This is a genomic window from Leclercia sp. J807, assembly GCF_009734465.1.
In the GTDB taxonomy this organism is placed as follows: Bacteria; Pseudomonadota; Gammaproteobacteria; order Enterobacterales; family Enterobacteriaceae; genus Enterobacter.
This window is the reverse complement of sequence record NZ_CP046446.1, coordinates 3,397,617-3,419,150: the sequence shown is the minus strand read 5'-3', so window position 1 is coordinate 3,419,150 and position 21,534 is coordinate 3,397,617. Positions and strand designations below refer to the sequence as shown.

Genomic DNA, 21,534 nt, shown 5'->3' with positions numbered 1-21,534 from the left:
CCAGGGGAGAGGGAAAGGCATTACTTCTTCTGGTCTTTCTTCGGCCAGTCGTCTTCATCATCCCACTTGTCGTTAAAGTCACGATGTGGGGGGAGTTCGGGTTTGTTGGCGAGGAATTTCTTATGGTCAACGCGCTTGAGATCCTTGATCACATTCAGCAGTACGCCTACCAGAAAAACCAGTACCAGGATCCACCAGTATTTAGCCAGCCAGTCCATTCGCTTATCCTTCTTTGGGGCAATCGTCAGGCGACGAGTTGCTCCATGATACGTTGATACATACGGGCCAGCAGTTGCAAATCAGCGGCATTCACGCATTCATTGATTTTATGAATCGTGGCATTCACCGGCCCAAGTTCGACCACCTGTGCACCCATGCGGGCAATAAAACGTCCGTCAGAGGTACCGCCTGTGGTCAGCAGTTGCGGTTTAATTTCATTATAGTGCGCGATGGCGTTAACCACCGCATCCACCAGTTTGCCGCGCCCGGTCAGGAACGGCTGCCCGGAAAGCCACCAGTCGATGCTGTAGCGCAGCTGGTGTTTCTCCAGCAGGGCCACGACGCGGGCTTTGATCATCTCGTCCGTCAGCTCGGTGCTGAAGCGGAAGTTGAACTGCACAAAGAGATCGCCAGGGATCACGTTGTTGCTGCCGGTACCGGCCTGAATGTTGGCGATCTGCATGCTGGTCGGCGGGAAATACTCGTTGCCTTTGTCCCACTCGATCGCTACCAGCTCGTTGAGCATCGGCGCGGCGCGGTGTACCGGGTTATCGGCCAGATGTGGATAAGCCACGTGGCCCTGGACGCCGTGAATGGTCAGGTTGCAGGTGATAGAGCCGCGACGGCCATTTTTCACCACATCGCCCACCATTTCGGTGCTGGACGGCTCGCCCACGAGGCAGTAATCCAGACGTTCATTACGGGCCATCAGCGTTTCAACCACCTTCACGGTGCCGTTTTTAGCGCTGGCCTCTTCATCAGAGGTGATCAAAAACGCCAGGCGGCCTTTATGGTTCGGGTACTGCGCCACGAAACGTTCGGCGGCAACCACCATCGCTGCCAGCGATCCTTTCATATCCGCCGCGCCACGACCAAAGAGCATGCCGTCGCGGATGGTCGGTTCGAAAGGAGGATTAATCCAGCGATCGGCATCACCGGCTGGCACCACATCGGTATGTCCGGCAAATGCCAGCGTTTCACCCTGGCCGCGCCAGGCCCAGAAATTTTGCGTATCGCCAAAATCCATCGGTTCGACGGTAAAACCAATCGCCCGCAGGCGTTCGATCATCAAAGCCTGACAACCCGCATCATCAGGGCTCAGGGAGGGGCGGCGAATAAGCTGCTGAGTCAGCTCAATGACCGGGCATGACATAGACTACACCTCAATAAAATAGGTTTGGTATTGATTTTCGTTGAAACCCAGCAGCATAGGCTTACCGGGCGCCCAGAGCAATGGGCGTTTGATGATTGCGGGCATTTCCACCATTAATGCGGCTGCGCTGTCGGCATTGTTGATGCTGGCCCGCACACTTTCATCCAGTTTGCGCCAGGTGGTGCCGCGCGTGTTGAGCAGCGCTTCCCAGCCGAGCTCCGCAATAAATTTCTGCATCAAATCAGCATCAATACCGTCGGCGCGATAGTCGTGAAAACGGTACTCAAGGTTGTTTTGCTCCAGCCAGCGGCGGGCTTTTTTGATAGTGTCGCAATTTTTAATGCCATACAGGGTGATCATGGTGAATCCTTTTGTCTTAAAAATGGTCAGTTGCTCAGTAATTTCGATGGTTAGACGTTTGTGGAAATATAACACATTTGTTTTATTACCTTATTGAATATTCAGCAGCGGGACAAATTGTACTTAAGTCGTGAATATTATTTCACCTTTATTGCATAGAGCGCTGACGGCCAAAAATGCATTTAAGAACAACTACAAAGTTATTTTCCCGGCTCTGATTAAGGTTATTTCAAAATATTGCAGTTGGTCACATAAAATTTAACGCGAAGGGCCCATAGTATCTACAAGCCAGTCGTACCAACGGGGGTAGAGCAGTATCACTGATTAAAAACTCTTCACAATGATGATATATTCTCGTAGAATGGCCGATAATAATAAGAGAGGTAGTTATGATTGAACGTGAACTGGGGAACTGGAAAGATTTTATCGAAGGCATGCTTCGTAAATGACATTCAGCAAGAAACGCAAGAGCACTTAATTTTCTAAATAATAAAAGTGTGAAAATTAACACACAAAAAAGGCGGCCGGTAAGGACGCCTTTTTTATTTTCAGTATCTTATTTTTGTTTTTCCTTTAACGGGAAACGTCGCCGTACCAGAACAAAGAACAGCGGAACAAAGTAAATGGCGAGAACAGTGGCCGAAATCATCCCGCCCATCACCCCGGTACCCACCGCATGCTGGCTACTTGAGCCCGCACCAGAGCTGGTCGCCATCGGCAGAACGCCAAACACAAACGCCAGTGAGGTCATTAGGATGGGGCGCAGGCGCTGGCGACAGGCTTCCAGGGTGGCGGCCATCAGCTCCTGACCTTTTTCATTCATCTCGTTGGCGAACTCGACAATCAGAATGGCGTTCTTCGCCGACAGACCGATGACCGTTAAGAGCCCTACCTGGAAATAGACATCATTTTCCAGGCCGCGCATCCAGGTGGCGAGCAGGGCGCCAATAACCCCCAGCGGCACTACCAGCATCACCGAGAACGGCACCGACCAGCTCTCATACAGCGCGGCCAGACAGAGGAATACCACCAGCAGCGACAGGGCATACAGTGCCGGAGCCTGAGCACCCGAGAGGCGCTCCTGATAGGACATGGCGGTCCACTCGAGGCCAAATCCGGCAGGCAGCTGCCGCACCAGATTTTCCATCACATCCATCGCGGTACCGGTACTGACGCCCGGCGCGGCTTCACCGACAATTTCCACCGCGGCGTAGCCGTTGTAGCGCTCCAGGCGCGGTGAGCCCGTCTCCCAGCGCGAGGTGGCAAAGGCCGAGAAGGGGACCATGCCGCCCTCTTTATTGCGCACGTACCACAGATTGATATCGTCCGGCAGCATGCGGTATTTGGCCGCCGCCTGCACATAGACCTTTTTCACGCGGCCACGATCCATAAAGTCGTTCACGTAGCTCGAACCCCACGCGGTTTGCAGGGTATCGTTGATATCATCGATGGATACGCCCAGCGCCTGAGCTTTACGCTGATCGATATCGATCTGCAGCTGCGGACTGTCGTCCAGACCGTTGTGACGCACGCGGGTCAGGGAAGGTTCTTCTCCGGCCAGCTCCAGCAGACGGTCGCGGGCAGCCATCAATGCATCATGTCCGGCCCCGGCGTGATCCTGCAGCTCCATATCAAAGCCCGCCGAACTGCCGAGCCCGCTGATGGCGGGTGGGCTGCTGGCAAAGACCCGCGCCTCTTTGATGCGGCTGAAGGCTTTGGTGGCGCGCTCGATAATGGCAAACGAGCTGCCGGTTGTGGCATCGCGCTCATCCCAGTCTTTCAGACGGACAAACATACGCGCCACGTTCTGTCCGTTCCCGCCCGGGCCGGAGCCGACGGTGGCAAAGACCGACAGCACGTTGTCTTTCTCCTGGTTAAAGAAGTACGACTCCACCTGCTGCACCACCTTCAGGGTCTGCTGCTGGGTCGAGCCGCTCGGTAACTGCACGGAGGTGATAAACATGCCCCGGTCTTCCAGCGGCAGGAACGAGGTGGGTAGGCGCAGGAACATGAAAACCATGCCCCCCAGCAGCAGAATGTAGATCAGCATCCAGCGCAGGCTGCGATGCAGAACCCGCCCCACGCCCGCCTCATAGCGCGCCGCGTTGCGGTTAAACATGCGGTTGAACCAGCCAAAGAAGCCTTTCTGACCGTGGTGTTCACCTTTATGCAGGGGTTTAAGCAGGGTGGCGCAGAGCGCCGGAGTGAGGATCATCGCCACCAGCACCGACAGCACCATCGCCGCCACGATGGTGATTGAGAACTGACGGTAGATCGCCCCGGTCGTACCGCCAAAGAAGGCCATTGGCACAAATACTGCCGACAACACCATGGCGATACCCACCAGCGCGCCCTGGATCTGCTTCATTGATTTTCGCGTCGCTTCGCGGGGCGAGAGTCCCTCTTCGCTCATGATACGTTCGACGTTCTCCACCACCACGATGGCATCATCCACCAGCAGGCCTATCGCCAGCACCATCGCAAACATGGTGAGGGTGTTGATGCTGTAGCCAAAGGCGTAGAGCACCGTGAAGGTGCCCATCAACACCACCGGGACGGCGATGGTCGGGATCAGCGTGGCACGGAAGTTTTGCAGGAACAGGTACATGACCAGGAACACCAGCGCGATGGCTTCGAGCAGGGTTTTCACCACATCCTCAATAGAAGCCTTCACGAACGAGGTGGTCTCGTAGGCGATTTTGTACTCCAGCCCGTGCGGGAAGTAGTGCGACAGCTCGTCGAGACGGTCGATAACCCGTTCTGCGGTGGCCATCTCGTTGGCGCCGGAAGCCAGCTTAACCCCCAGCCCGGAGGCCGCCTTGCCGTTAAAGCGGCTCAGGTAATCATACTTCTCGGCCCCCATCTCCACGGTGGCGACATCCCCCAGCCGCACTTCCGAGCCATCCTGATTGACACGCAGGGTGATGTCGCGGAACTGCTGGGGTGTTTGCAATAGCGACTGGGAGTTAATGGTGGCATTCAGGGCCTGCTTATCTACAGATGGCGTGCCCCCCAACTGACCCACCGCAATCTGGGCGTTCTGCGATTCAATGGCGTCGGTGACATCTTTCGCGGTCATCTGGAAGCTGTTGAGCTTCGCCGGGTCGAGCCAGATGCGCATGGAGTACTGCGACCCGTAGGCGTCGATATCCCCCACGCCGTTGATACGGCTCAGCGGATCCTGAATATTACTGGCAACATAGTCGGCGATATCCTGCTTATCCATCGAGCCATCGGTAGAGACAAAGGCGATGGTCAGGATGTTGGTATCGCCGGTTTTACGCACCGTCACGCCTTGGTTTTGCACCGCCTGCGGCAGCTTACGCAAGGCTGACTGGAGCTGGTTCTGCACCTGCTGCACCGCTTCATCCGGGTCGGCGCCCGCGGTAAAGCTGAGCGTTATCGATGCCTGGCCGGTGGCGCTGCTCTGGGACGACATGTACATCAGGTTGTCGAGGCCCGTCATGTTCTGTTCAATCACCTGGGTAACGGTGTTCTCCAGGGTTTGTGCAGATGCCCCCGGATAGTTAGCCGTAATCCGCACGTTAGGCGGGGCCAGATCCGGGTACTGCTCAACAGGGAGAGAAAAAATAGCCAGCGTGCCGGTCAGGCACAATAAAATTGCCAGCACCCAGGCAAAAATGGGGCGATCAATGAAAAAATTCGCCATTAAAATAGGACCTCGTTTTGCTGCGCGTCGTAATTGTAGATAGCCCGCTTCACTCTAGCGGCAAGGGAGATGTCAAACGTGGAGAAATAAAGGAGATAATGTAAATTATCATGCGCTTTTTCCGCGCCATCGCCCTGGTGCAGCGGTGAGTATTGTTCATCTGCGTGGCTGCCAGGCGATCCCCCGCCTGTTTTTACCGTTATTTACCCTCGGTTGCGGTCGAAGAACAAAAGCGCACGCTCACCTGGGTACCGCCGTCTGGCGGCTGTGAGAAGCTCAGAGTTCCCCCCAGCCGGTCGGCGCGTTCACGCATAATGTTCAGACCGTAGTGACCCGGAGGTTCGCTGGCATCACCAATGCCGATGCCGTTATCGCAAATTGTCACCGTGTGCCTGCCATCCGGGGCGGTGACGCAGCAGACCGTGATGTCGCTGGCCTGCGCATGCTTGATGGCGTTCAGTACCGCCTCCCGGACTATCTGCAACAGGTGGACCTGCATCTGTGCATCCAGCGCCAGAGACGAAAGCTGGCAGTCGAGAGTCAGCCGGGCAGCGGTCTGTTTTTGTAAGTCATCCAGCATCTCCTGTAACGCCGCCGGCAGATTGGCCTGGTTCAGCGTCAGGCGGAAGGTGGTAAGCAACTCGCGCAGCTGGCGGTAGGCGGCATTCAGCGCCTGGGAAAAATCGGTAATGATCGTCTGCGCCGTTTCGTTTTCTTCCGGCACCGCATGTTTGAGTAGCGTTAACTGGATGCGCAGATAAGAGAGCACCTGCGCCAGCGAATCATGCAGTTCACGGGCAATAGTGGCGCGCTCCTCCATCAACAGCAGCTGGTGATAGTGCTTCTGCGCCTGGTTGGAAAAGAGGCCGCGGCCAAGCATCGTCGCCACGCTTTTCATCAGCGGCATCGGGACGGGGCGCTGCGCACTTTGCCAGCGCAGCTCACCGAAACGGGTCTCCATCATCACTACCGGCAGCACCTGGGTGTCGAGATGCAGTGCGGCTTCACCCTCCTGCATCTGCCAGCCGTCGCTGGTGTGCAGGGCCAAGTAAGTGATCCCGGTGTATTCGCAAACAATGTGCAGGATGTGGCGGAAGCAGTGACTGTCAATCTTGCCGGTATTCAACGCCTGGGAGCAGGTAAACAGCATCTCCAGCTGCTGGTGGGCTTCGTGCAGGTGATGCGTCTTCTCTTCAACCGAAATCTCCAGCGAGCGGTACAGGGTGTGTAGCTCCGCCGACATATGGTTGAAGGTACGGGAGAGCAGGCCAAGCTCATTGGAGAGATCGGTATTCGGCACCGGGGTATCAAAATGACCTTGTTCAATGCGCAAGCTGGAGGTGACCAGGTGATTGAGCGGGGCGACAACCTGCTGGCGGATGCGCCGGAGGGTGACAAACACCAGCAGAAAAATACTGGCTCCACCGGCAAAGGAGATGGCGAAGACCAGGGTGATCTTACGTTCGGCATAGTGCTGCAGGGAGAGGACAAAGGCGTCGATACGCGCCACATACTCGTCCATCTGCGCCTGATACCAGGCGTAATCACCCTGAGCGAGTTTCTGATCCACCGCCTGCCACCGGATCTGCAGCTGGCGATAGCGCTGCTTAACCTCGTTCGGGACATACCAGCTATTCAGGGTTTGCAGGGCAGGGGCATCCAGGGTTTGTTGCCAGATCCGGCGATGGGGCACCAGGTCGACGCTGCCCCGCTGGATGTCGTAACCCAAGCGATAGCTCTGCATCCGTAACGATCCGGCCAGGTTGATGGCTTCAGCATCACGCTGGCCGCTGGCGAGAGTAAACAGCGCAATCGCGCTGGTCAGCAGCGACAGGGCAATGATGGAGAAAAAGGCCCGGGCAAGGCTGCGTGAAACAGGTTGTTTAACTCTCACCGGTCGCGTCCTGATAAGCGTTTATGCTGGGGAATGAAACGTAATTTCACCCGCGCTGAAATAAATTGATCTGATACAGGTTCAGGCGAAATATTTTCCGTTCCTGGGCAAATGAACATTGCCTGTTACCGTTGCGGTGGGTAAATACACTATTCCGTTAAAAGAATAAGGTTATCAGGGCCAGCAAGGGAACCGTTATGAACCGTTTTATTATGGCAAATAGCCAGCAATGTATTGGATGCTATGCCTGCGAGGTCGCTTGCGTCATGGCACATAATAATGAGCAACATGCCCTCAGCCAGCGCCATTTTACCCCGCGCATCACCGTGGTCAAAGAGGGCAATAAACAGAGCGCCGTAACCTGCCATCACTGTGAAAACGCCCCCTGCGCCCAGAGCTGCCCGAACGGGGCCATCAGCCGCATGCATGACAGTGTACAGGTGGATCAGCGCAAATGTATCGGCTGTAAAGCCTGCGTGGTTGCCTGCCCGTTTGGCACCATCGAGATTGTCACCACACCGCTGGCGGCTACCGCCCAGAAGTGCGATCTCTGCCTTGAGCGCCCGCAGGGGCCTGCCTGTGTGGCGAACTGCCCGGCGGATGCCCTGTCGCTGGTGACCCCCGATAACCTGAACCAGCTGGCTCGCGCCCGGCAATTGCGCACGGCGCGCCATGAGGCCCAGCCGTGGCAGACCCGGGCGGCGAGCGTGACCAGAACAGGTAGCAAACGCGAGCAGCTGGAGGCTACGCCTGCGCGCGGCGAGCCGGATAAGCTCACCCCTGACGCGCGGGCGGGTAATTTCAACGAAATCTATCTGCCGTTCCGTCCGGCGCAGGCGAAGCGGGAGGCCGACCGCTGCCTTACCTGTGGCGAGCACTCGGTGTGCGAATGGACCTGCCCGTTGCACAATCATATCCCCCAGTGGATCGAACGGGTGAAAGCGGGGGATATCGCTGGGGCGGTCGAGCTCTCTCACCAGACCAACTGCCTGCCGGAGATAACAGGCCGAGTCTGCCCTCAGGACAAACTGTGCGAGGGCGCCTGCACGGTGCGCGACGTGGCCGGATCGGTGACCATTGGCAACATCGAACGCTATATCTCCGACCAGGCGTTGGCGAAAGGCTGGCGACCGGATCTGAGCCACGTTACGCCGGTCAATAAGCAGGTCGCCATCATCGGCGCCGGTCCCGCCGGGCTGGCGTGTGCTGACGCGTTGATCCGTCGCGGCGTCAGCGTCACGGTCTTTGACCGCCATCCGGAAATCGGCGGCCTGCTCACTTTCGGTATTCCGGCCTTTAAGCTGGATAAATCCCTGCTGGCCCGCCGTCGGGAGATCTTCACCGCCATGGGCATCCGCTTCGAACTGAACTGCGAGGTGGGTAAAGATATCCCGCTGGCGCAGCTGCTCAGCGAGTACGATGCCCTCTTTGTTGGGGTGGGGACCTATCGTTCAATGAAAGCGGGTATTCCCAATGAAGATGCGCCGGGCGTTTACGATGCCCTGCCGTTCCTGGTGGGCAATACCCGTCAGCTGATGGGGCTGCCGCCGTCGGTGGAAGAGCCCTTTGTCGATACCGCCGGACTCAACGTCGTGGTGCTGGGCGGTGGCGATACGGCGATGGACTGTGTGCGCACCGCCCTGCGCCACGGGGCGGCGAATGTCACCTGCGCCTATCGCCGGGATGAGGCCAATATGCCGGGCTCGAAAAAAGAGGTTAAAAACGCCAGAGAAGAGGGAGCGACCTTTGAGTTTAACGTCCAGCCGGTGGAGCTCACCCTCGATGACACCGGGCGGGTCAACGGCATCCGCCTGCTGCGCACCCGGCTGGGTGAGCCGGATGCCCAGGGACGCCGTCGTCCGGAGCCTATCGAGGGCAGTGAGTTTGTGATGCCTGCCGAGGCGGTGATTATGGCCTTTGGTTTTAACCCGCATGCGATGCCCTGGCTACAGGCGCAGGGGGTTGAGGTGGATGACTGGGGCAGGATTGCGGCAAGCGTGGAATCGCGCTATCGCTACCAGACCAGCAACCCGCAGATCTTTGCCGGTGGCGACGCGGTGCGGGGAGCCGATCTGGTGGTAACGGCGATGGCGGAAGGGCGACACGCCGCCCAGGGGATCGCCGACTGGCTTGGGGTCGCTTCTCCTACCGAACATTAACCCGACGGGCGACAACGCGGGCTTCGCAGCGTAGTATGACCGGTATTGAGCGCAACGGAGCCCGTATTACCGTGAAAATTGAATTAATTAAAGACAAGTGCCTTTCGGATAACTATTTCATCCTGCGCAACCTGACCTACGATCTGACGCGGCGTAATGGTGAAGTGGTGCGCCACAAACGCGAAGTGTACGATCGGGGCAACGGCGCCACGGTCCTGCTTTACAACCGTGAGAAGCAGAGCGTGGTGTTGATCCGCCAGTTCCGCATTGCCACCTGGGTGAATGGCAACCCCGACGGGCGCCTGATTGAAACCTGTGCCGGGCTGCTGGATAACGATGAGCCGGAAGTGTGCATTCGCAAAGAGGCGATTGAAGAGACTGGCTTTGTCGTCGGCGAGGCACGTAAAGTGTTTGAGCTCTATATGTCTCCGGGCGGCGTAACGGAAATCGTCCATTTCTTCGTGGCGGAATATAGCGACACCCGGCGTGCCGGAGCGGGTGGTGGCATCGAAGATGAGGAGATCGAGGTGCTTGAACTGCCCTTTGCTCAGGCATTATCGATGATGCAATCGGGTGAAATACGGGACGGCAAAACGGTGATATTATTACAGTATTTGCAAAGTTCCGGGTTAATGGCTTGATCTTATTGCCGTTAATAAGATGTATTCAAAATAAATCTATCCGATAAATCTGATTGAGCAACCCCGTTCTGCGCAGGAAGATACGCTCTGTCTGTTCAGCTATTGCTTTCGGGATCCTGCTATTCATGCGTCACTGCCTTTTATTTGTTTTCATGCTCAGCGTGCTGCCCGCGGTGTTAGCCCGGGCGGCACCTGCACAGCGGTCGTTTATTGACTGGCAGGTGACCTGCAACAACCAGAACTTTTGCATCGCCCGTAATGCTGGCGAGCATCACGGGCTGGTGATGACCCTAAGCCGCAGCGCGGGTGCAAAAACTGACGCGTTGCTGCGCATCGATCTCGGTGGGCTGGCAACACCCGATCCCAAACAGCCCGCCATTGCCCCCCGCTTGCTGCTCGACGGCGAGCCGTTGCAGCTTAGCCCCCCGCACTGGCAGATTACCCCGTGGCGTCTGACGACCGACCATGCCGCCACCATTACCGCCCTGCTGACTACACTTCAGCAAAAAAGGGTCATCACGCTCGCCGGTGGCAAGCAGGTCATCTCCCTGGATGGGATGAAAGAGGCGCTACAGTTTATTGATGCCCAGCAAAAGCGTGGCGGGAGCGAAACCGCGTGGATCAACAAAGGGGCGCAACCCCCGCTGAGCGTACCGCCCGCACCGGCGCTGAAAGAGGTGGCCGTGGTGAACCCGACGCCGACGCCGCTCACCCGCGAGGAGCGCAGCGATCTGCTCGACTATGGCACCTGGCGTATCAACAACAGCCAGTGTTCGCTCGACCCGGCCCGTCGTGAAGTGCGGGTCACCGCCCTAACGGATGACAAAGCGCTGCTGATGGTTGGCTGCGAGGCGGGGGCATACAACACCGTCGATTTGGCCTGGCTGGTCTCACGTAAAAAGCCGTTTGCTTCCCATGCGGTACGTCTGCGCCTGCCGTTTGTTCCCGCCAGCGACAGCAGCGAGATGGAGTTAATGAACGCCAGTTTTGATGAGAAGAGCCGCGAGCTGACGACCCTGGCGCTGGGGCGCGGGATTGCCGACTGCGGTATCCAGACGCGCTGGCGTTTTACCGGCCAGCGTTTCCGGCTGGTGCGATATGCGGAAGAGCCAAGCTGTGATAACTGGCATGGGCCGGATGCATGGCCGACCTTGTGGATAACGCGTTAAAATGCCGGGTGGCGCTGCGCTTACCCGGCCTACGAATGACGTTAACCTAGTAGGCCCGGCAAGCGCAGCGCCGCCGGGCAAACCACTTACAGCAAGGCCTGCGCCTTCTCGACCACATTCTCCACCGTAAAGCCGAAGAACGGGAACAGCTTCTCGGCCGGAGCGGATTCACCGTAGCCGGTCATGCCGACAATCTTCCCTTTCAGCCCGACATATTTGTACCAGTAGTCCGCGATACCCGCTTCGACCGCCACACGGGCCGTGACGTCTGATGGCAGCACCGACTCGCGGTACTCTTCATCCTGAGCATCAAAGATATCCGTTGAAGGCAGCGACACCACCCGTACTGCATGGCCTTCGGCGGTGAGCTTCTCCGCCGCCTTGACGGTAATCTCCATCTCCGAACCGGTAGCAATCAGAATCAGATCCGGCTTGCCGCCGCTGTCTTTCAGGATATACCCCCCGCGGGCAATGTTTTTCACTTGCTCCGGGGTACGCTCGATCTGCGCCAGGTTCTGGCGGGAGAGGATCAGTGCTGTCGGACCGTTATGGCGCTCTATCGCCAGCTTCCAGCCGACAGCGGCTTCAACCTGATCGCACGGTCGCCAGGTGCTGAAGTTCGGCGTCAGACGCAGGCTGGCCAGCTGTTCCACCGCCTGGTGAGTTGGGCCATCTTCTCCCAGACCGATGGAGTCGTGGGTATAAACCATGATCTGCCGGGCCTTCATCAGTGCCGCCATACGCGCGGCGTTACGCGCATACTCCACAAACATCAGGAAGGTGGCGGTATAAGGCACGAACCCGCCGTGGTGGGCGATACCGTTGGCAATAGCGGTCATGCCGAACTCGCGCACCCCGTAGTGGATGTAGTTCCCGGCGATATCTTCCTTGAGCGAGGTCGAGCCCGACCAGATAGTCAGGTTACTCGGTGCCAGGTCCGCCGAGCCGCCGAGCAGTTCCGGCAGGATCGGGCCAATGGCGTTAAGGACGTTTTGCGAGGCCTTACGGGTGGCGATTTTCGCCGGGTTAGCCTGTAAATTTTCAATCAGCGCCTGGGTTGTCTCTTCCCAGTTTTCAGGCAGGCCACCGCCCATGCGACGGCTGAACTCTGCCGCCAGCTCCGGATGGGCTTTCTGATAGGCAGCAAATTTGTCGTTCCAGGCCGCCTGCGCTTTTTCGCCCTCTTCGCGGGCATCCCAGGCTTTGTAGATCTCTTTTGGGATCTCAAAGGCCGGGTATTTCCAGCCCAGTTTCTGCCGCGTCAGGGCCACTTCCTCTTCCCCCAGCGCCGCGCCGTGGGACTCTTCCTTACCGGCTTTGTTCGGGGAACCGAATCCGATGACCGTGCGACAGATTATCAGCGACGGTTTATCAGTTACGCTTTGCGCTTCCTGAATGGCCGCTTTCAGCGCCTCTGGGTCGTGGCCGTCAATCTCATGCACCACGTGCCAGTTATAGGCCTCAAAGCGTTTGGCCGTGTCGTCAGTGAACCAGCCCTCAGTTTCGCCGTCGATGGAGATGCCGTTGTGATCGTAGAAGCCGATCAGCTTGCCCAGACCCAGCGTGCCCGCCAGGGAACAGACCTCGTGCGAGATCCCCTCCATCAGACAACCATCGCCCATAAAGACATAGGTGTGGTGATCGACAATTTCATGTCCCGGCTGGTTAAACTGCGCCGCCAGCGTGCGCTCGGCAATCGCCAGCCCGACCGCATTCGCCAGCCCCTGACCGAGCGGCCCGGTGGTGGTTTCGACCCCTGGCGTATAACCCAGCTCCGGGTGCCCCGGTGTTTTTGAGTGCAGCTGACGGAAGTTTTTCAACTCCTCCAGCGGCAGGTTATAGCCGGAGAGGTGCAGCAGGCTATAAAGCAGCATCGAGGCGTGACCGTTAGAGAGAATAAAGCGGTCGCGGTCATACCACGTCGGATCGTTAGGGTTATGCTTCAGGAAATCGTTCCACAACACTTCGGCGATATCGGCCATGCCCATCGGCGCGCCTGGGTGACCGGAATTGGCTTTTTGCACGGCATCCATGCTGAGGGCGCGAATGGCATTGGCTAACTCTTTACGGGACATAGTTCACTCCATGGCAAGGTTACAGTTTGGCGGCAAGCAGATCTTCGAGTTTGCGCTGGTCGACCGCGAAAAGACGGATCCCTTCTGACAGCTTCTCGACCGCCATGGCGTCCTGATTATGCTCCCAGCGGAATTCGGCTTCGGTCATGGGTTTGGGTTTTGGCAGCACCGTAGAGGAAGGTACCAGACGGCGGATAACCGGCTCATCTTTCTCCTGCAACTCTTTCAGCAGGTTAGGGGAGATGGTCAGGCGGTCGCAGCCGGTGAGGGCCAGGATCTGTTCGGTCCGACGGAAGCTGGCACCCATCACGATGGTTTCGTAGCGGTGTTGCTTATAGTAATCGTAGATATTGCGAACGGATTTCACGCCGGGATCTTCGTCCACCACATAAGGGTCCATCGGCTGGCGGGCCTGATACCAGTCGTAGATTCGCCCGACGAACGGTGAAACCAGATGCACCCCGGCCTCGGCGCAGGCACGCGCCTGAGCGAAGGAGAAGAGCAGGGTCAGGTTACAGTTGATCCCCTCTTTCTCAAGCACTTCGGCGGCGCGGATCCCCTCCCAGGTGGAGGCCAGCTTGATCAGAATGCGCGATTTCTCCACATCCTGCTCCTCATAGAGCTGCACAATCTGCCGCGCTTTGGCGATGCTCTTCTCCTGGTCAAACGACAGCCGGGCGTCCACTTCGGTGGAGACGCGCCCCGGAATACTTTTCAGAATTTCGCTACCGATATTCACCGCCAGTTTGTCGCTGGCCTCGGCGACCTGTTGCTCTTTGGTCTTCCCGCGGGCTTTACCAAACGTAATAGCGTCGTCGATCAGGTGCGAGAAGTGCTCAAGCCCGGCGGCTTTCAGCAGCAGCGACGGGTTGGTGGTCGCATCCTGGGGCTGGTAATGGCGGATGGATTCGATATCACCGCTGTCAGCCACGACTGTGGTGAATTGTTTGATGCCGTCTAGTTGGTTCATAAATGATGACTCCTTGAAAATAAAAGAGTTGGTGGAGTGTGTTAGATCACACTTCTGCGAAATTCGCGATGGACTTAACAAAAAAGCATAGCAGACGGACATGGTCTTGCTTTGATGGGCAGGTAACATGATTGTTATAAATTGATAACAATTTTTGTTTTTGGATAGTGAGACTTTGGCACCCTTCAAAGTTTGAACCGCAGTCAGCAGCGATACTATCCGCCACCCTGGGTGAACTCAGACCATAACAACATCACCCATTTTGAATGACACGTGAAAGGAACCTTACAATGGACGATCAGTTAAGACAGAGTGCCCTCGATTTTCATGAATTCCCCGTACCCGGCAAAATTCAGGTCTCTCCCACCAAGCCTCTCGCGACCCAGCGCGACCTGGCGTTAGCCTACTCCCCGGGCGTGGCCGCGCCCTGTCTTGAAATCGAAAAAGATCCGCTGGCGGCCTATAAATACACCGCCCGCGGTAACCTGGTGGCGGTGATCTCCAACGGCACCGCGGTGCTGGGGCTGGGGAATATCGGTGCGCTGGCCGGTAAACCAGTCATGGAAGGGAAAGGGGTACTGTTCAAGAAATTCGCCGGTATCGACGTGTTCGATATTGAAGTGGACGAGCTCGACCCGGACAAATTTATCAACGTGGTGGCCGCGCTGGAGCCGACCTTTGGCGGCATCAACCTTGAGGACATCAAAGCGCCGGAATGTTTCTACATCGAGCAGAAACTGCGCGAGCGGATGAACATTCCGGTGTTCCACGACGACCAGCACGGAACCGCCATCATCAGCACCGCCGCTATCCTCAATGGCCTGCGGGTGGTGGAGAAAAACCTCTCTGACGTGCGCATGGTGGTCTCCGGGGCAGGCGCGGCAGCTATCGCCTGTATGAACCTGCTGGTGGCGCTGGGGATGCAGAAGCACAACATCGTGGTCTGCGACTCCAAAGGCGTTATTTATAAAGGCCGCGAAGCCAACATGGCGGAGACCAAAGCTGCCTACGCCGTGGAAGATGACGGCAGGCGCACTCTGGCAGAGGTGGTGGACGGCGCGGATATCTTCCTTGGCTGCTCGGGCCCGAAAGTGCTCAGCGAAGAGATGGTGATGAAGATGGCGCGCGCGCCGTTAATCCTTGCCCTGGCCAACCCGGAGCCGGAGATCCTGCCCCCGCTGGCGAAAGCGGTACGCCCGGATGCGATCATCTGCACCGGCCGTTCCGATTATCCGAACCAGGTGAACAACGTTCTCTGCTTCCCATTCATCTTCCGCGGGGCGCTGGACGTCGGCGCGACCGCCATCAACGAAGAGATGAAGCTGGCAGCGGTTCACGCCATTGCCGAGCTGGCCCACGCGGAGCAGAGCGAAGTGGTGGCCTCCGCCTATGGCGATCAGGATCTGAGCTTTGGCCCGGATTACATTATTCCGAAGCCGTTCGATCCGCGTCTGATTGTCAAAATCGCTCCGGCGGTGGCAAAAGCGGCAATGGACTCCGGCGTGGCAACGCGCCCGATCGCCGACTTTGATGCTTACATCGATAAACTCACCGAGTTCGTCTACAAAACTAACCTGTTCATGAAGCCGATCTTCTCCCAGGCGCGCGCGGACGCAAAACGCGTGGTGCTGGCGGAAGGGGAGGAGGCGCGTGTCCTGCACGCCACCCAGGAGCTGGTAAGCCTGGGGCTGGCGAAGCCGATCCTGATTGGTCGTCCGAGCGTGATCGAGATGCGTATCCAGAAGCTGGGTCTGCAGATCAAGCCGGGCGTCGATTTCGAAATCGTCAACAATGAATCCGATCCACGCTTCAAGGAGTACTGGAGCGAATATTACGCGATCATGAAGCGCCGTGGGATCACCCAGGAGCAGGCGCAGCGGGCGGTGATCGGCAATACCACGGTGATCGGGGCGATCATGGTCCACCGTGGCGAAGCTGACGCGCTAATCTGCGGCACCATCGGTGAGTACCATGAGCACTTCAGCGTGGTGCAGGAGATCTTCGGCTATCGCGACAACGTGCATACTGCCGGGGCGATGAACGCGCTACTGCTGCCAAGCGGTAACACCTTTATCGCCGATACCTACGTCAACGACGATCCGACTCCGGAACAGCTGGCGGAGATTACGGTGATGGCGGCGGAGACGGTGCGTCGCTTCGGTATCGAACCGAAGGTGGCGTTGCTGTCGCACTCCAACTTTGGCTCATCCAAATCGGCTGCCGCCTGCAAAATGCGCCAGACGCTGGCGCTGGTGCGCGAGCGCGCGCCGGAGCTGATGATCGACGGGGAGATGCATGGCGATGCCGCGCTGGTGGAGAGCATCCGTAACGAGCGGATGCCGGACAGTCCGCTGAAAGGCTCTGCCAACGTGCTGATCATGCCGAACGTGGAAGCGGCGCGTATCAGCTACAACCTGCTGCGCGTCTCCAGTTCAGAAGAGGTGACCGTCGGGCCGGTACTGATGGGGGTGGCGAAACCGGTGCATGTATTAACCCCGATTGCCTCGGTGCGCCGTATCGTGAACATGGTGGCGCTGGCGGTGGTAGAGGCGCAAACGCAGCCGCTGTAAGCAACAGTTGTCGGGTGGCGCTTTCGCTTACCCGACCTGCGGGTCTGGCAGGCCGGGCAAGCGCAGCGCCGCCCGGCGTTAAATCCAGTCGCGAACCTTAATAAAATCCTTCAGGGCAGCCTCCGGGCTGCCTTCTTTTGGCTCATAACTGTACTCCCAGCGCACCAGCGGCGGCATCGACATCAGAATCGACTCCGTGCGCCCACCGGTTTGCAGGCCGAACAGCGTCCCGCGGTCCCACACCAGGTTAAACTCCACGTAGCGCCCGCGGCGATAGAGCTGGAACTCGCGTTCGCGCACGCCGTAATCGTGGTTTTTCCGCCGTTCGACAATCGGCAGGTACGCCTCTGTATAGCCGTTGCCCACCGCCTGCATAAAGCGGAACACGGTATCAAAATCGGGGGTGTTGAGATCGTCAAAGAACAGCCCGCCAATGCCGCGCTGCTCGTCGCGGTGCTTCAGGTAAAAATAGTCGTCGCACCACTTCTTGTATTTCGGATAGACCTCGTCGCCAAAGGGCTGACACAGATCGCGGGCGGTCTGGTGCCAGTGCACCGCGTCCTCTTCAAAGCCGTAATAGGGCGTTAAGTCGAAGCCGCCACCGAACCACCACACCGGCTCAGCACCCGGTTTTTCGGCGATAAAAAAGCGCACGTTAGCGTGGCTGGTCGGCACGAACGGGTTGTGCGGGTGCACCACCAGCGAGACGCCCATTGCCTCAAAGCTGCGGCCTGCCAGCTCCGGGCGGTGCGCGGTAGCCGAGGCGGGCATCGCGTCGCCGTGGACGTGGGAGAAGTTAACCCCGGCCTGCTCGAACACGCCGCCGTTGCGCAGTACGCGGCTGCGTCCGCCGCCACCGGCCTCGCGCTGCCACTCGTCCTGCTGGAATTCACCGCCATCGACGGCGCTCAGTTTCTGGCAAATGTCATCCTGCAGTTGCAGCAGAAAAGTTTTAACCAGCTGTGCATTGGGTTTCATCAACGTTTCCTGGAGTGCGCTTTCTGGTTATCGAACCAGTTAAAGTAACTGATAATGCCGGAGGCAATTGCGTTGGCAATCTTCTGGCGAAACGCCGCCGTGCCGAGCAGACGCTCCTCTTCCGGGTTGGTAATAAAAGAGGTTTCCACCAGCACCGACGGAATCGACGGCGATTTCAGCACCACAAACGCCGCCTGCTCGGTGCCTTTACTGTGCAGACGGTGTACTGGCTTAATCTTCTTCAGAATATGCGAGCCGAGCGTCAGGCTGTTTTTGATGGTATCCGTCTGAACAAGGTCAAACAGCACCTGCTGCAGGAGATGATCTTTATCGGTGGTTTTCTTTCCGGCCACTTCATCCGCGCGGTTTTCCCGGTCGGAGAGGTATTTTGCCATGGCGCTACTGGCGCCGCGGTTGGAGAGGGCAAATACCGATGCCCCCGCCGCCGACGGGTTAGTAAAGCCGTCGGCGTGTATCGACATAAACAGATCCGCGCCGTGCTTGTGGGCGATCTCCACGCGGTCGTACAGCGGAATGAAGGTATCGCCGGTGCGCGTCAGGCGGGCGTCAATGCCGTTGCTGCGTAAAATCGACCGGACATTTTTTGCAATCGCCAGCACAACGTGTTTTTCTTTGGAACCGTTTCTGCCAATGGCGCCGGTATCAATGCCGCCGTGACCGGGATCGAGCATGACCAGACGCTTCGCGCCGGGTTTTTTGGTTTTGGGTTTACTGTGTCCGTTACTGGTTTTGAGCGTGCTCTCGTCTTTTGCCTGAGCCTGCTTTGCGATGCCCGTTAACGTTAAGGCCGCCAGCCCCGCTTTGAGAACCTGACGACGCGATGTGAGTGCTTTTAATGGTTTGAATGTGCTCATGCGGCCTGAATTGTAAAAATTGGGGTCCTGGTGTTATATCGTATCGTCTTTTTCGTTACGACAGTCCATGTGGCGAATTGTTTTACTTTTCATTTCAATACGTGACAAAGTGCCATTATGCCAAATTTTCAGGCGTTTTTCGCGGGATATTGGCGAAAGCGGGCGTTCGCGTCATAATCACTGTTTTTGAACCCAAAAAGGCGGTTAATACCATGGAGATACGTGTTTTTCGCCAGGCAGACTTCGAAGAGGTGATCACCCTCTGGGAGCGCTGCGAGCTGCTGCGACCGTGGAACGATCCGGAGATGGACATCGAGCGCAAGCTCAATCATGACGTCAGCCTGTTTCTGGTGGCGGAGGTGAACGGCGAAGTGGTAGGCACCGTGATGGGCGGCTATGATGGGCATCGCGGTTCGGCGTACTATCTGGGCGTGCACCCGGAGTTTCGTGGTCGCGGCATCGCCAACGCGCTGCTTAACCGTCTGGAAAAGAAACTGATCGCCCGTGGCTGTCCAAAAATTCAGATCATGGTGCGGGAAGATAACGACATGGTACTGGGCATGTACGAGCGTCTTAACTATGAACATGCCGACGTGCTGACGCTGGGCAAGCGCCTGATAGAAGATGAAGAGTATTGATTTTCACCCGGGCGACTACGACAGCTATGGCCGGGTGCGTCTGCCGTTTCTGTTCTGGTGCGTGCTCCTCCTCCAGGCGCGCACCTGGGTGCTGTTCGTGCTGGCTGGCGCCTCCCGCGATCAGGGCAACACGCTGCTGAGCTTGTTTTATCCCGATCGCAATAACTTCTGGCTCGGGCTGCTGCCGGGCATCCCCGCGGTGCTGGCCTTTTTACTGAGCGGGCGGCGCCATCTCTGGCCGCGCCTGTGGCGTACCCTGCGCGGGCTGCTTATCCTCGCCCAGGGCGTACTGCTGTGCTGGCAGCCGCTGCTCTGGCTGAACGGTGAAGCCCTGAGTGGCGTGGGCATTGCGCTGGTGGTGGCCGATATTGTGGCGCTGCTGTGGCTGCTGACCCATCCCCGTCTGCGCGCCTGTTTCACCCCCGAGAAAGATTAAACGGCACTTTTTAGCGATGCTGTACTCCAACAAGCGTTCAAATAACCAGAAAGGAACTCCCGATGAAATCGCTGCGTTTACTGTTATGTGCGCTCCCCGTTGTCCTGACGGGCTGTTCAACGCTTTCCGCCGTTAACTGGTCTGCGGCTTATCCCTGGAACTGGTTTGGCTCATCCACCGACGTGACTGAGCAGGGGGTAGGCAACCTCACCGCCGCCACGCCGCTGGAACAGAGCGCCATCGAATCGGCATTAGGCGGTGATTACCGGCTGCGTAGCGGCATGAGAACGCAGAACGGCAACATTGTGCACTATTACGAAGCGCTGAAAGATGACCAACTGGCCCTGGTGATTAACGGTAATAAAGATACGGTGACGCGCATCGAGGTGCTGGATAGCGATATCGAAACCGACAGTGGGGTGAAGATCGGCACCCCATTTAGCGACCTCTATCAGAAGGCCTACGGCAACTGCGCGAGCGCCCCTGCAGAAGAGGGTGTGGCGGTTGAGTGCAAGGCGGAAGGCAGCCAGCATATCAGCTACCAGTTCAGCGGAACCTGGAATGGTCCGCAGGGGTTAATGCCCTCTGACGACACCCTGAAAAACTGGAAAGTCAGCAAAATTATCTGGCAGCAGTAAATTGCGCCTGGACAAGCCGCCTCGCTGAAAAAGCGGGTATAATCGCCGCCAACCATGCCACGACTTCGTGGCATCTTTTTTTCAGGAGGAGCGATGTCTCAGGTTCAGAGTGGCATTTTGCCAGAACATTGCCGCGCGGCGATTTGGATCGAAGCCAATGTCAAAGGGGATGTTGATGCCCTGCGTGCGGCCAGCAAAGTCTTTATTGATAACGTGGCCACCTTCCAGGCCAAATTCCCGGATGCCCACTGCGGCGCAGTGGTGGCGTTTGGCCACAACGTCTGGCGTCAGCTGAGCGGCGGAGAAGGGGCCGAAGAGCTGAAAGACTTTGTGCCTTATGGTAAAGGTCTGGCTCCGGCCACCCAGTACGACGTGCTGATCCATATTCTTTCTCTGCGTCATGACGTGAACTTCTCCATTGCCCAGGCTGCGATGGCTGCCTTTGGCGACTGCGTTGAAGTAAAAGAAGAGATCCACGGTTTCCGCTGGGTGGAAGATCGCGATCTGAGCGGCTTTGTTGACGGCACCGAAAACCCGGCTGGGGATGAGACCCGTCGTGAAGTCGCGGTGATCAAAGAGGGCGTGGACGCGGGCGGCAGTTACGTCTTTGTCCAGCGCTGGGAGCATAACCTCAAACAGCTTAACCGCATGAGCGTGCACGACCAGGAGATGATGATTGGCCGCACCAAAGAGGCCAATGAAGAGATCGACGGCGACGAGCGCCCGGTGACCTCACACCTGAGTCGCGTGGATCTGAAAGAGGATGGCAAAGGGCTGAAGATTGTTCGCCAGAGCCTGCCGTATGGTACCGCCAGCGGCACACACGGCCTCTACTTCTGCGCCTACTGCGCGCGTCTGTATAACATTGAACAGCAGCTGCTGAGCATGTTTGGCGACACCGACGGCAAGCGCGACGCGATGCTGCGCTTCACCAAACCGGTGACCGGCGGCTACTACTTTGCGCCATCTATCGAGCGTCTGCTGGCGTTATAAAACGGCACTCCTTTCACAGGCCGGGTAAGCGTAAGCGCCACCCGGCACTTTCCCCGCACCCTTATTCCCTTTTCTGCTTCCAAATCACTAAACGGT

18 protein-coding genes are annotated in these 21,534 nt (G+C 57.6%); 9 read left to right on the top strand and 9 right to left on the bottom strand.

All coding sequences use genetic code 11. From position 1 onward, the window contains the following. Positions 1 to 20: 20 nt before the first annotated feature. The 3 genes from GNG26_RS16275 to GNG26_RS16265 are packed head-to-tail and all read right to left on the bottom strand — an operon-like array spanning position 21 to position 1,732. Positions 21 to 218: a YpfN family protein gene (locus GNG26_RS16275; protein WP_039029679.1), complete on the bottom strand. Its 198-nt coding sequence runs from the start codon at positions 216 to 218 to the stop codon at positions 21 to 23. 26 nt (positions 219 to 244) lie between these two features. Further along, complete coding sequence (gene dapE, locus GNG26_RS16270) at positions 245 to 1,372, bottom strand: succinyl-diaminopimelate desuccinylase (RefSeq protein WP_156239515.1); 1,128 nt, start codon at positions 1,370 to 1,372, stop codon at positions 245 to 247. A gap of 3 nt (positions 1,373 to 1,375) precedes the next feature. Continuing rightward, complete coding sequence (locus GNG26_RS16265) at positions 1,376 to 1,732, bottom strand: ArsC family reductase (protein WP_156239513.1); 357 nt, start codon at positions 1,730 to 1,732, stop codon at positions 1,376 to 1,378. A gap of 389 nt (positions 1,733 to 2,121) precedes the next feature. Here GNG26_RS16265 and ypfM point away from each other — a divergent pair, with 389 nt between their 5' ends. Continuing rightward, the gene (ypfM, locus tag GNG26_RS16260; protein ID WP_015572204.1) at positions 2,122 to 2,181 is read left to right on the top strand and encodes a protein YpfM; all 60 of its coding nucleotides are present in this window, start codon (positions 2,122 to 2,124) and stop codon (positions 2,179 to 2,181) included. Between the two features lie 107 nt (positions 2,182 to 2,288). Here the strand turns inward: ypfM and acrD are convergent, their stop codons facing one another. Together acrD and narQ are read right to left on the bottom strand one after the other, a co-directional pair. Further along, positions 2,289 to 5,402, bottom strand: a complete 3,114-nt coding sequence (acrD, locus tag GNG26_RS16255; RefSeq protein ID WP_114314308.1) for a multidrug efflux RND transporter permease AcrD — start codon at positions 5,400 to 5,402, stop codon at positions 2,289 to 2,291. Positions 5,403 to 5,601: 199 nt separating this feature from the next. Then, positions 5,602 to 7,296 carry a nitrate/nitrite two-component system sensor histidine kinase NarQ gene (narQ, locus tag GNG26_RS16250; protein WP_156239511.1) on the bottom strand — a complete coding sequence of 565 codons (1,695 nt, stop codon included), beginning with the start codon at positions 7,294 to 7,296 and terminating at the stop codon, positions 5,602 to 5,604. A gap of 197 nt (positions 7,297 to 7,493) precedes the next feature. Between narQ and aegA the strand changes: the two genes are divergently transcribed. From aegA to GNG26_RS16235, 3 genes are all read left to right on the top strand, one after another. Continuing rightward, positions 7,494 to 9,455 carry a formate-dependent uric acid utilization protein AegA gene (gene aegA, locus GNG26_RS16245; protein ID WP_156239509.1) on the top strand — a complete coding sequence of 654 codons (1,962 nt, stop codon included), beginning with the start codon at positions 7,494 to 7,496 and terminating at the stop codon, positions 9,453 to 9,455. A gap of 65 nt (positions 9,456 to 9,520) precedes the next feature. Further along, positions 9,521 to 10,096 carry a GDP-mannose pyrophosphatase NudK gene (gene nudK / locus GNG26_RS16240; protein WP_103824708.1) on the top strand — a complete coding sequence of 192 codons (576 nt, stop codon included), beginning with the start codon at positions 9,521 to 9,523 and terminating at the stop codon, positions 10,094 to 10,096. Positions 10,097 to 10,221: 125 nt separating this feature from the next. After that, positions 10,222 to 11,265, top strand: coding sequence for a DUF1176 domain-containing protein (locus GNG26_RS16235; protein WP_103824665.1), 1,044 nt, complete (start codon positions 10,222 to 10,224; stop codon positions 11,263 to 11,265). 86 nt (positions 11,266 to 11,351) lie between these two features. On the opposite strand, the gene tkt is transcribed toward GNG26_RS16235, so the two are convergent. Both tkt and tal read right to left on the bottom strand, forming a co-directional pair. After that, complete coding sequence (gene tkt / locus GNG26_RS16230) at positions 11,352 to 13,340, bottom strand: transketolase (protein ID WP_103180667.1); 1,989 nt, start codon at positions 13,338 to 13,340, stop codon at positions 11,352 to 11,354. Positions 13,341 to 13,359: 19 nt separating this feature from the next. Next, on the bottom strand, positions 13,360 to 14,310 hold the full coding sequence (tal, locus tag GNG26_RS16225) for a transaldolase (RefSeq protein ID WP_103180666.1): 951 nt from the start codon (positions 14,308 to 14,310) through the stop codon (positions 13,360 to 13,362). 290 nt (positions 14,311 to 14,600) lie between these two features. On the opposite strand from tal, the gene maeB reads away from it, so the two are divergent. Then, a complete protein-coding gene (gene maeB / locus GNG26_RS16220; RefSeq protein WP_156239507.1) occupies positions 14,601 to 16,880 on the top strand; it encodes an NADP-dependent oxaloacetate-decarboxylating malate dehydrogenase in 2,280 nt (759 codons plus the stop codon). A 78-nt stretch (positions 16,881 to 16,958) separates the two neighbouring features. Here maeB and hemF read toward each other — a convergent pair whose 3' ends face one another. Then, the gene (gene hemF, locus GNG26_RS16215) at positions 16,959 to 17,858 is read right to left on the bottom strand and encodes an oxygen-dependent coproporphyrinogen oxidase (protein ID WP_156239505.1); all 900 of its coding nucleotides are present in this window, start codon (positions 17,856 to 17,858) and stop codon (positions 16,959 to 16,961) included. Then, on the bottom strand, positions 17,858 to 18,733 hold the full coding sequence (amiA, locus tag GNG26_RS16210) for an N-acetylmuramoyl-L-alanine amidase AmiA (protein WP_103824669.1): 876 nt from the start codon (positions 18,731 to 18,733) through the stop codon (positions 17,858 to 17,860). Before amiA ends, hemF begins: the two co-directional genes overlap by 1 nt. 212 nt (positions 18,734 to 18,945) lie before the next feature. Between amiA and GNG26_RS16205 the strand changes: the two genes are divergently transcribed. The 4 genes from GNG26_RS16205 to GNG26_RS16190 all read left to right on the top strand — a co-directional run bounded on the left by GNG26_RS16205 (position 18,946) and on the right by GNG26_RS16190 (position 21,438). Next, entirely contained in the window at positions 18,946 to 19,371 is a 426-nt protein-coding gene (locus GNG26_RS16205; RefSeq protein WP_032613000.1) for a GNAT family acetyltransferase, read from the top strand. Then, positions 19,358 to 19,807, top strand: a complete 450-nt coding sequence (locus tag GNG26_RS16200; RefSeq protein ID WP_103824670.1) for a DUF2919 domain-containing protein — start codon at positions 19,358 to 19,360, stop codon at positions 19,805 to 19,807. The genes GNG26_RS16205 and GNG26_RS16200 overlap by 14 nt, the downstream gene beginning before the upstream one ends. A gap of 62 nt (positions 19,808 to 19,869) precedes the next feature. After that, positions 19,870 to 20,445, top strand: coding sequence for an RpoE-regulated lipoprotein (locus tag GNG26_RS16195; RefSeq protein ID WP_156239503.1), 576 nt, complete (start codon positions 19,870 to 19,872; stop codon positions 20,443 to 20,445). A 93-nt stretch (positions 20,446 to 20,538) separates the two neighbouring features. Further along, positions 20,539 to 21,438, top strand: a complete 900-nt coding sequence (locus GNG26_RS16190) for a Dyp-type peroxidase (RefSeq protein ID WP_156239501.1) — start codon at positions 20,539 to 20,541, stop codon at positions 21,436 to 21,438. Positions 21,439 to 21,534: the final 96 nt, after the last annotated feature.

What these genes read in the sequence shown, in the direction of transcription:
- GNG26_RS16275 (WP_039029679.1), bottom strand. Translation starts at nt 218, where the DNA reads ATGGACTGGCTGGCTAAATACTGGTGGATCCTGGTACTGGTTTTTCTG.
- dapE (WP_156239515.1), bottom strand. Translation starts at nt 1,372, where the DNA reads ATGTCATGCCCGGTCATTGAGCTGACTCAGCAGCTTATTCGCCGCCCC.
- GNG26_RS16265 (WP_156239513.1), bottom strand. Translation starts at nt 1,732, where the DNA reads ATGATCACCCTGTATGGCATTAAAAATTGCGACACTATCAAAAAAGCC.
- acrD (WP_114314308.1), bottom strand. Translation starts at nt 5,402, where the DNA reads ATGGCGAATTTTTTCATTGATCGCCCCATTTTTGCCTGGGTGCTGGCA.
- aegA (WP_156239509.1), top strand. Translation starts at nt 7,494, where the DNA reads ATGAACCGTTTTATTATGGCAAATAGCCAGCAATGTATTGGATGCTAT.
- GNG26_RS16235 (WP_103824665.1), top strand. Translation starts at nt 10,222, where the DNA reads ATGCGTCACTGCCTTTTATTTGTTTTCATGCTCAGCGTGCTGCCCGCG.
- tkt (WP_103180667.1), bottom strand. Translation starts at nt 13,340, where the DNA reads ATGTCCCGTAAAGAGTTAGCCAATGCCATTCGCGCCCTCAGCATGGAT.
- tal (WP_103180666.1), bottom strand. Translation starts at nt 14,310, where the DNA reads ATGAACCAACTAGACGGCATCAAACAATTCACCACAGTCGTGGCTGAC.
- maeB (WP_156239507.1), top strand. Translation starts at nt 14,601, where the DNA reads ATGGACGATCAGTTAAGACAGAGTGCCCTCGATTTTCATGAATTCCCC.
- hemF (WP_156239505.1), bottom strand. Translation starts at nt 17,858, where the DNA reads ATGAAACCCAATGCACAGCTGGTTAAAACTTTTCTGCTGCAACTGCAG.
- amiA (WP_103824669.1), bottom strand. Translation starts at nt 18,733, where the DNA reads ATGAGCACATTCAAACCATTAAAAGCACTCACATCGCGTCGTCAGGTT.
- GNG26_RS16205 (WP_032613000.1), top strand. Translation starts at nt 18,946, where the DNA reads ATGGAGATACGTGTTTTTCGCCAGGCAGACTTCGAAGAGGTGATCACC.
- GNG26_RS16200 (WP_103824670.1), top strand. Translation starts at nt 19,358, where the DNA reads ATGAAGAGTATTGATTTTCACCCGGGCGACTACGACAGCTATGGCCGG.
- GNG26_RS16195 (WP_156239503.1), top strand. Translation starts at nt 19,870, where the DNA reads ATGAAATCGCTGCGTTTACTGTTATGTGCGCTCCCCGTTGTCCTGACG.
- GNG26_RS16190 (WP_156239501.1), top strand. Translation starts at nt 20,539, where the DNA reads ATGTCTCAGGTTCAGAGTGGCATTTTGCCAGAACATTGCCGCGCGGCG.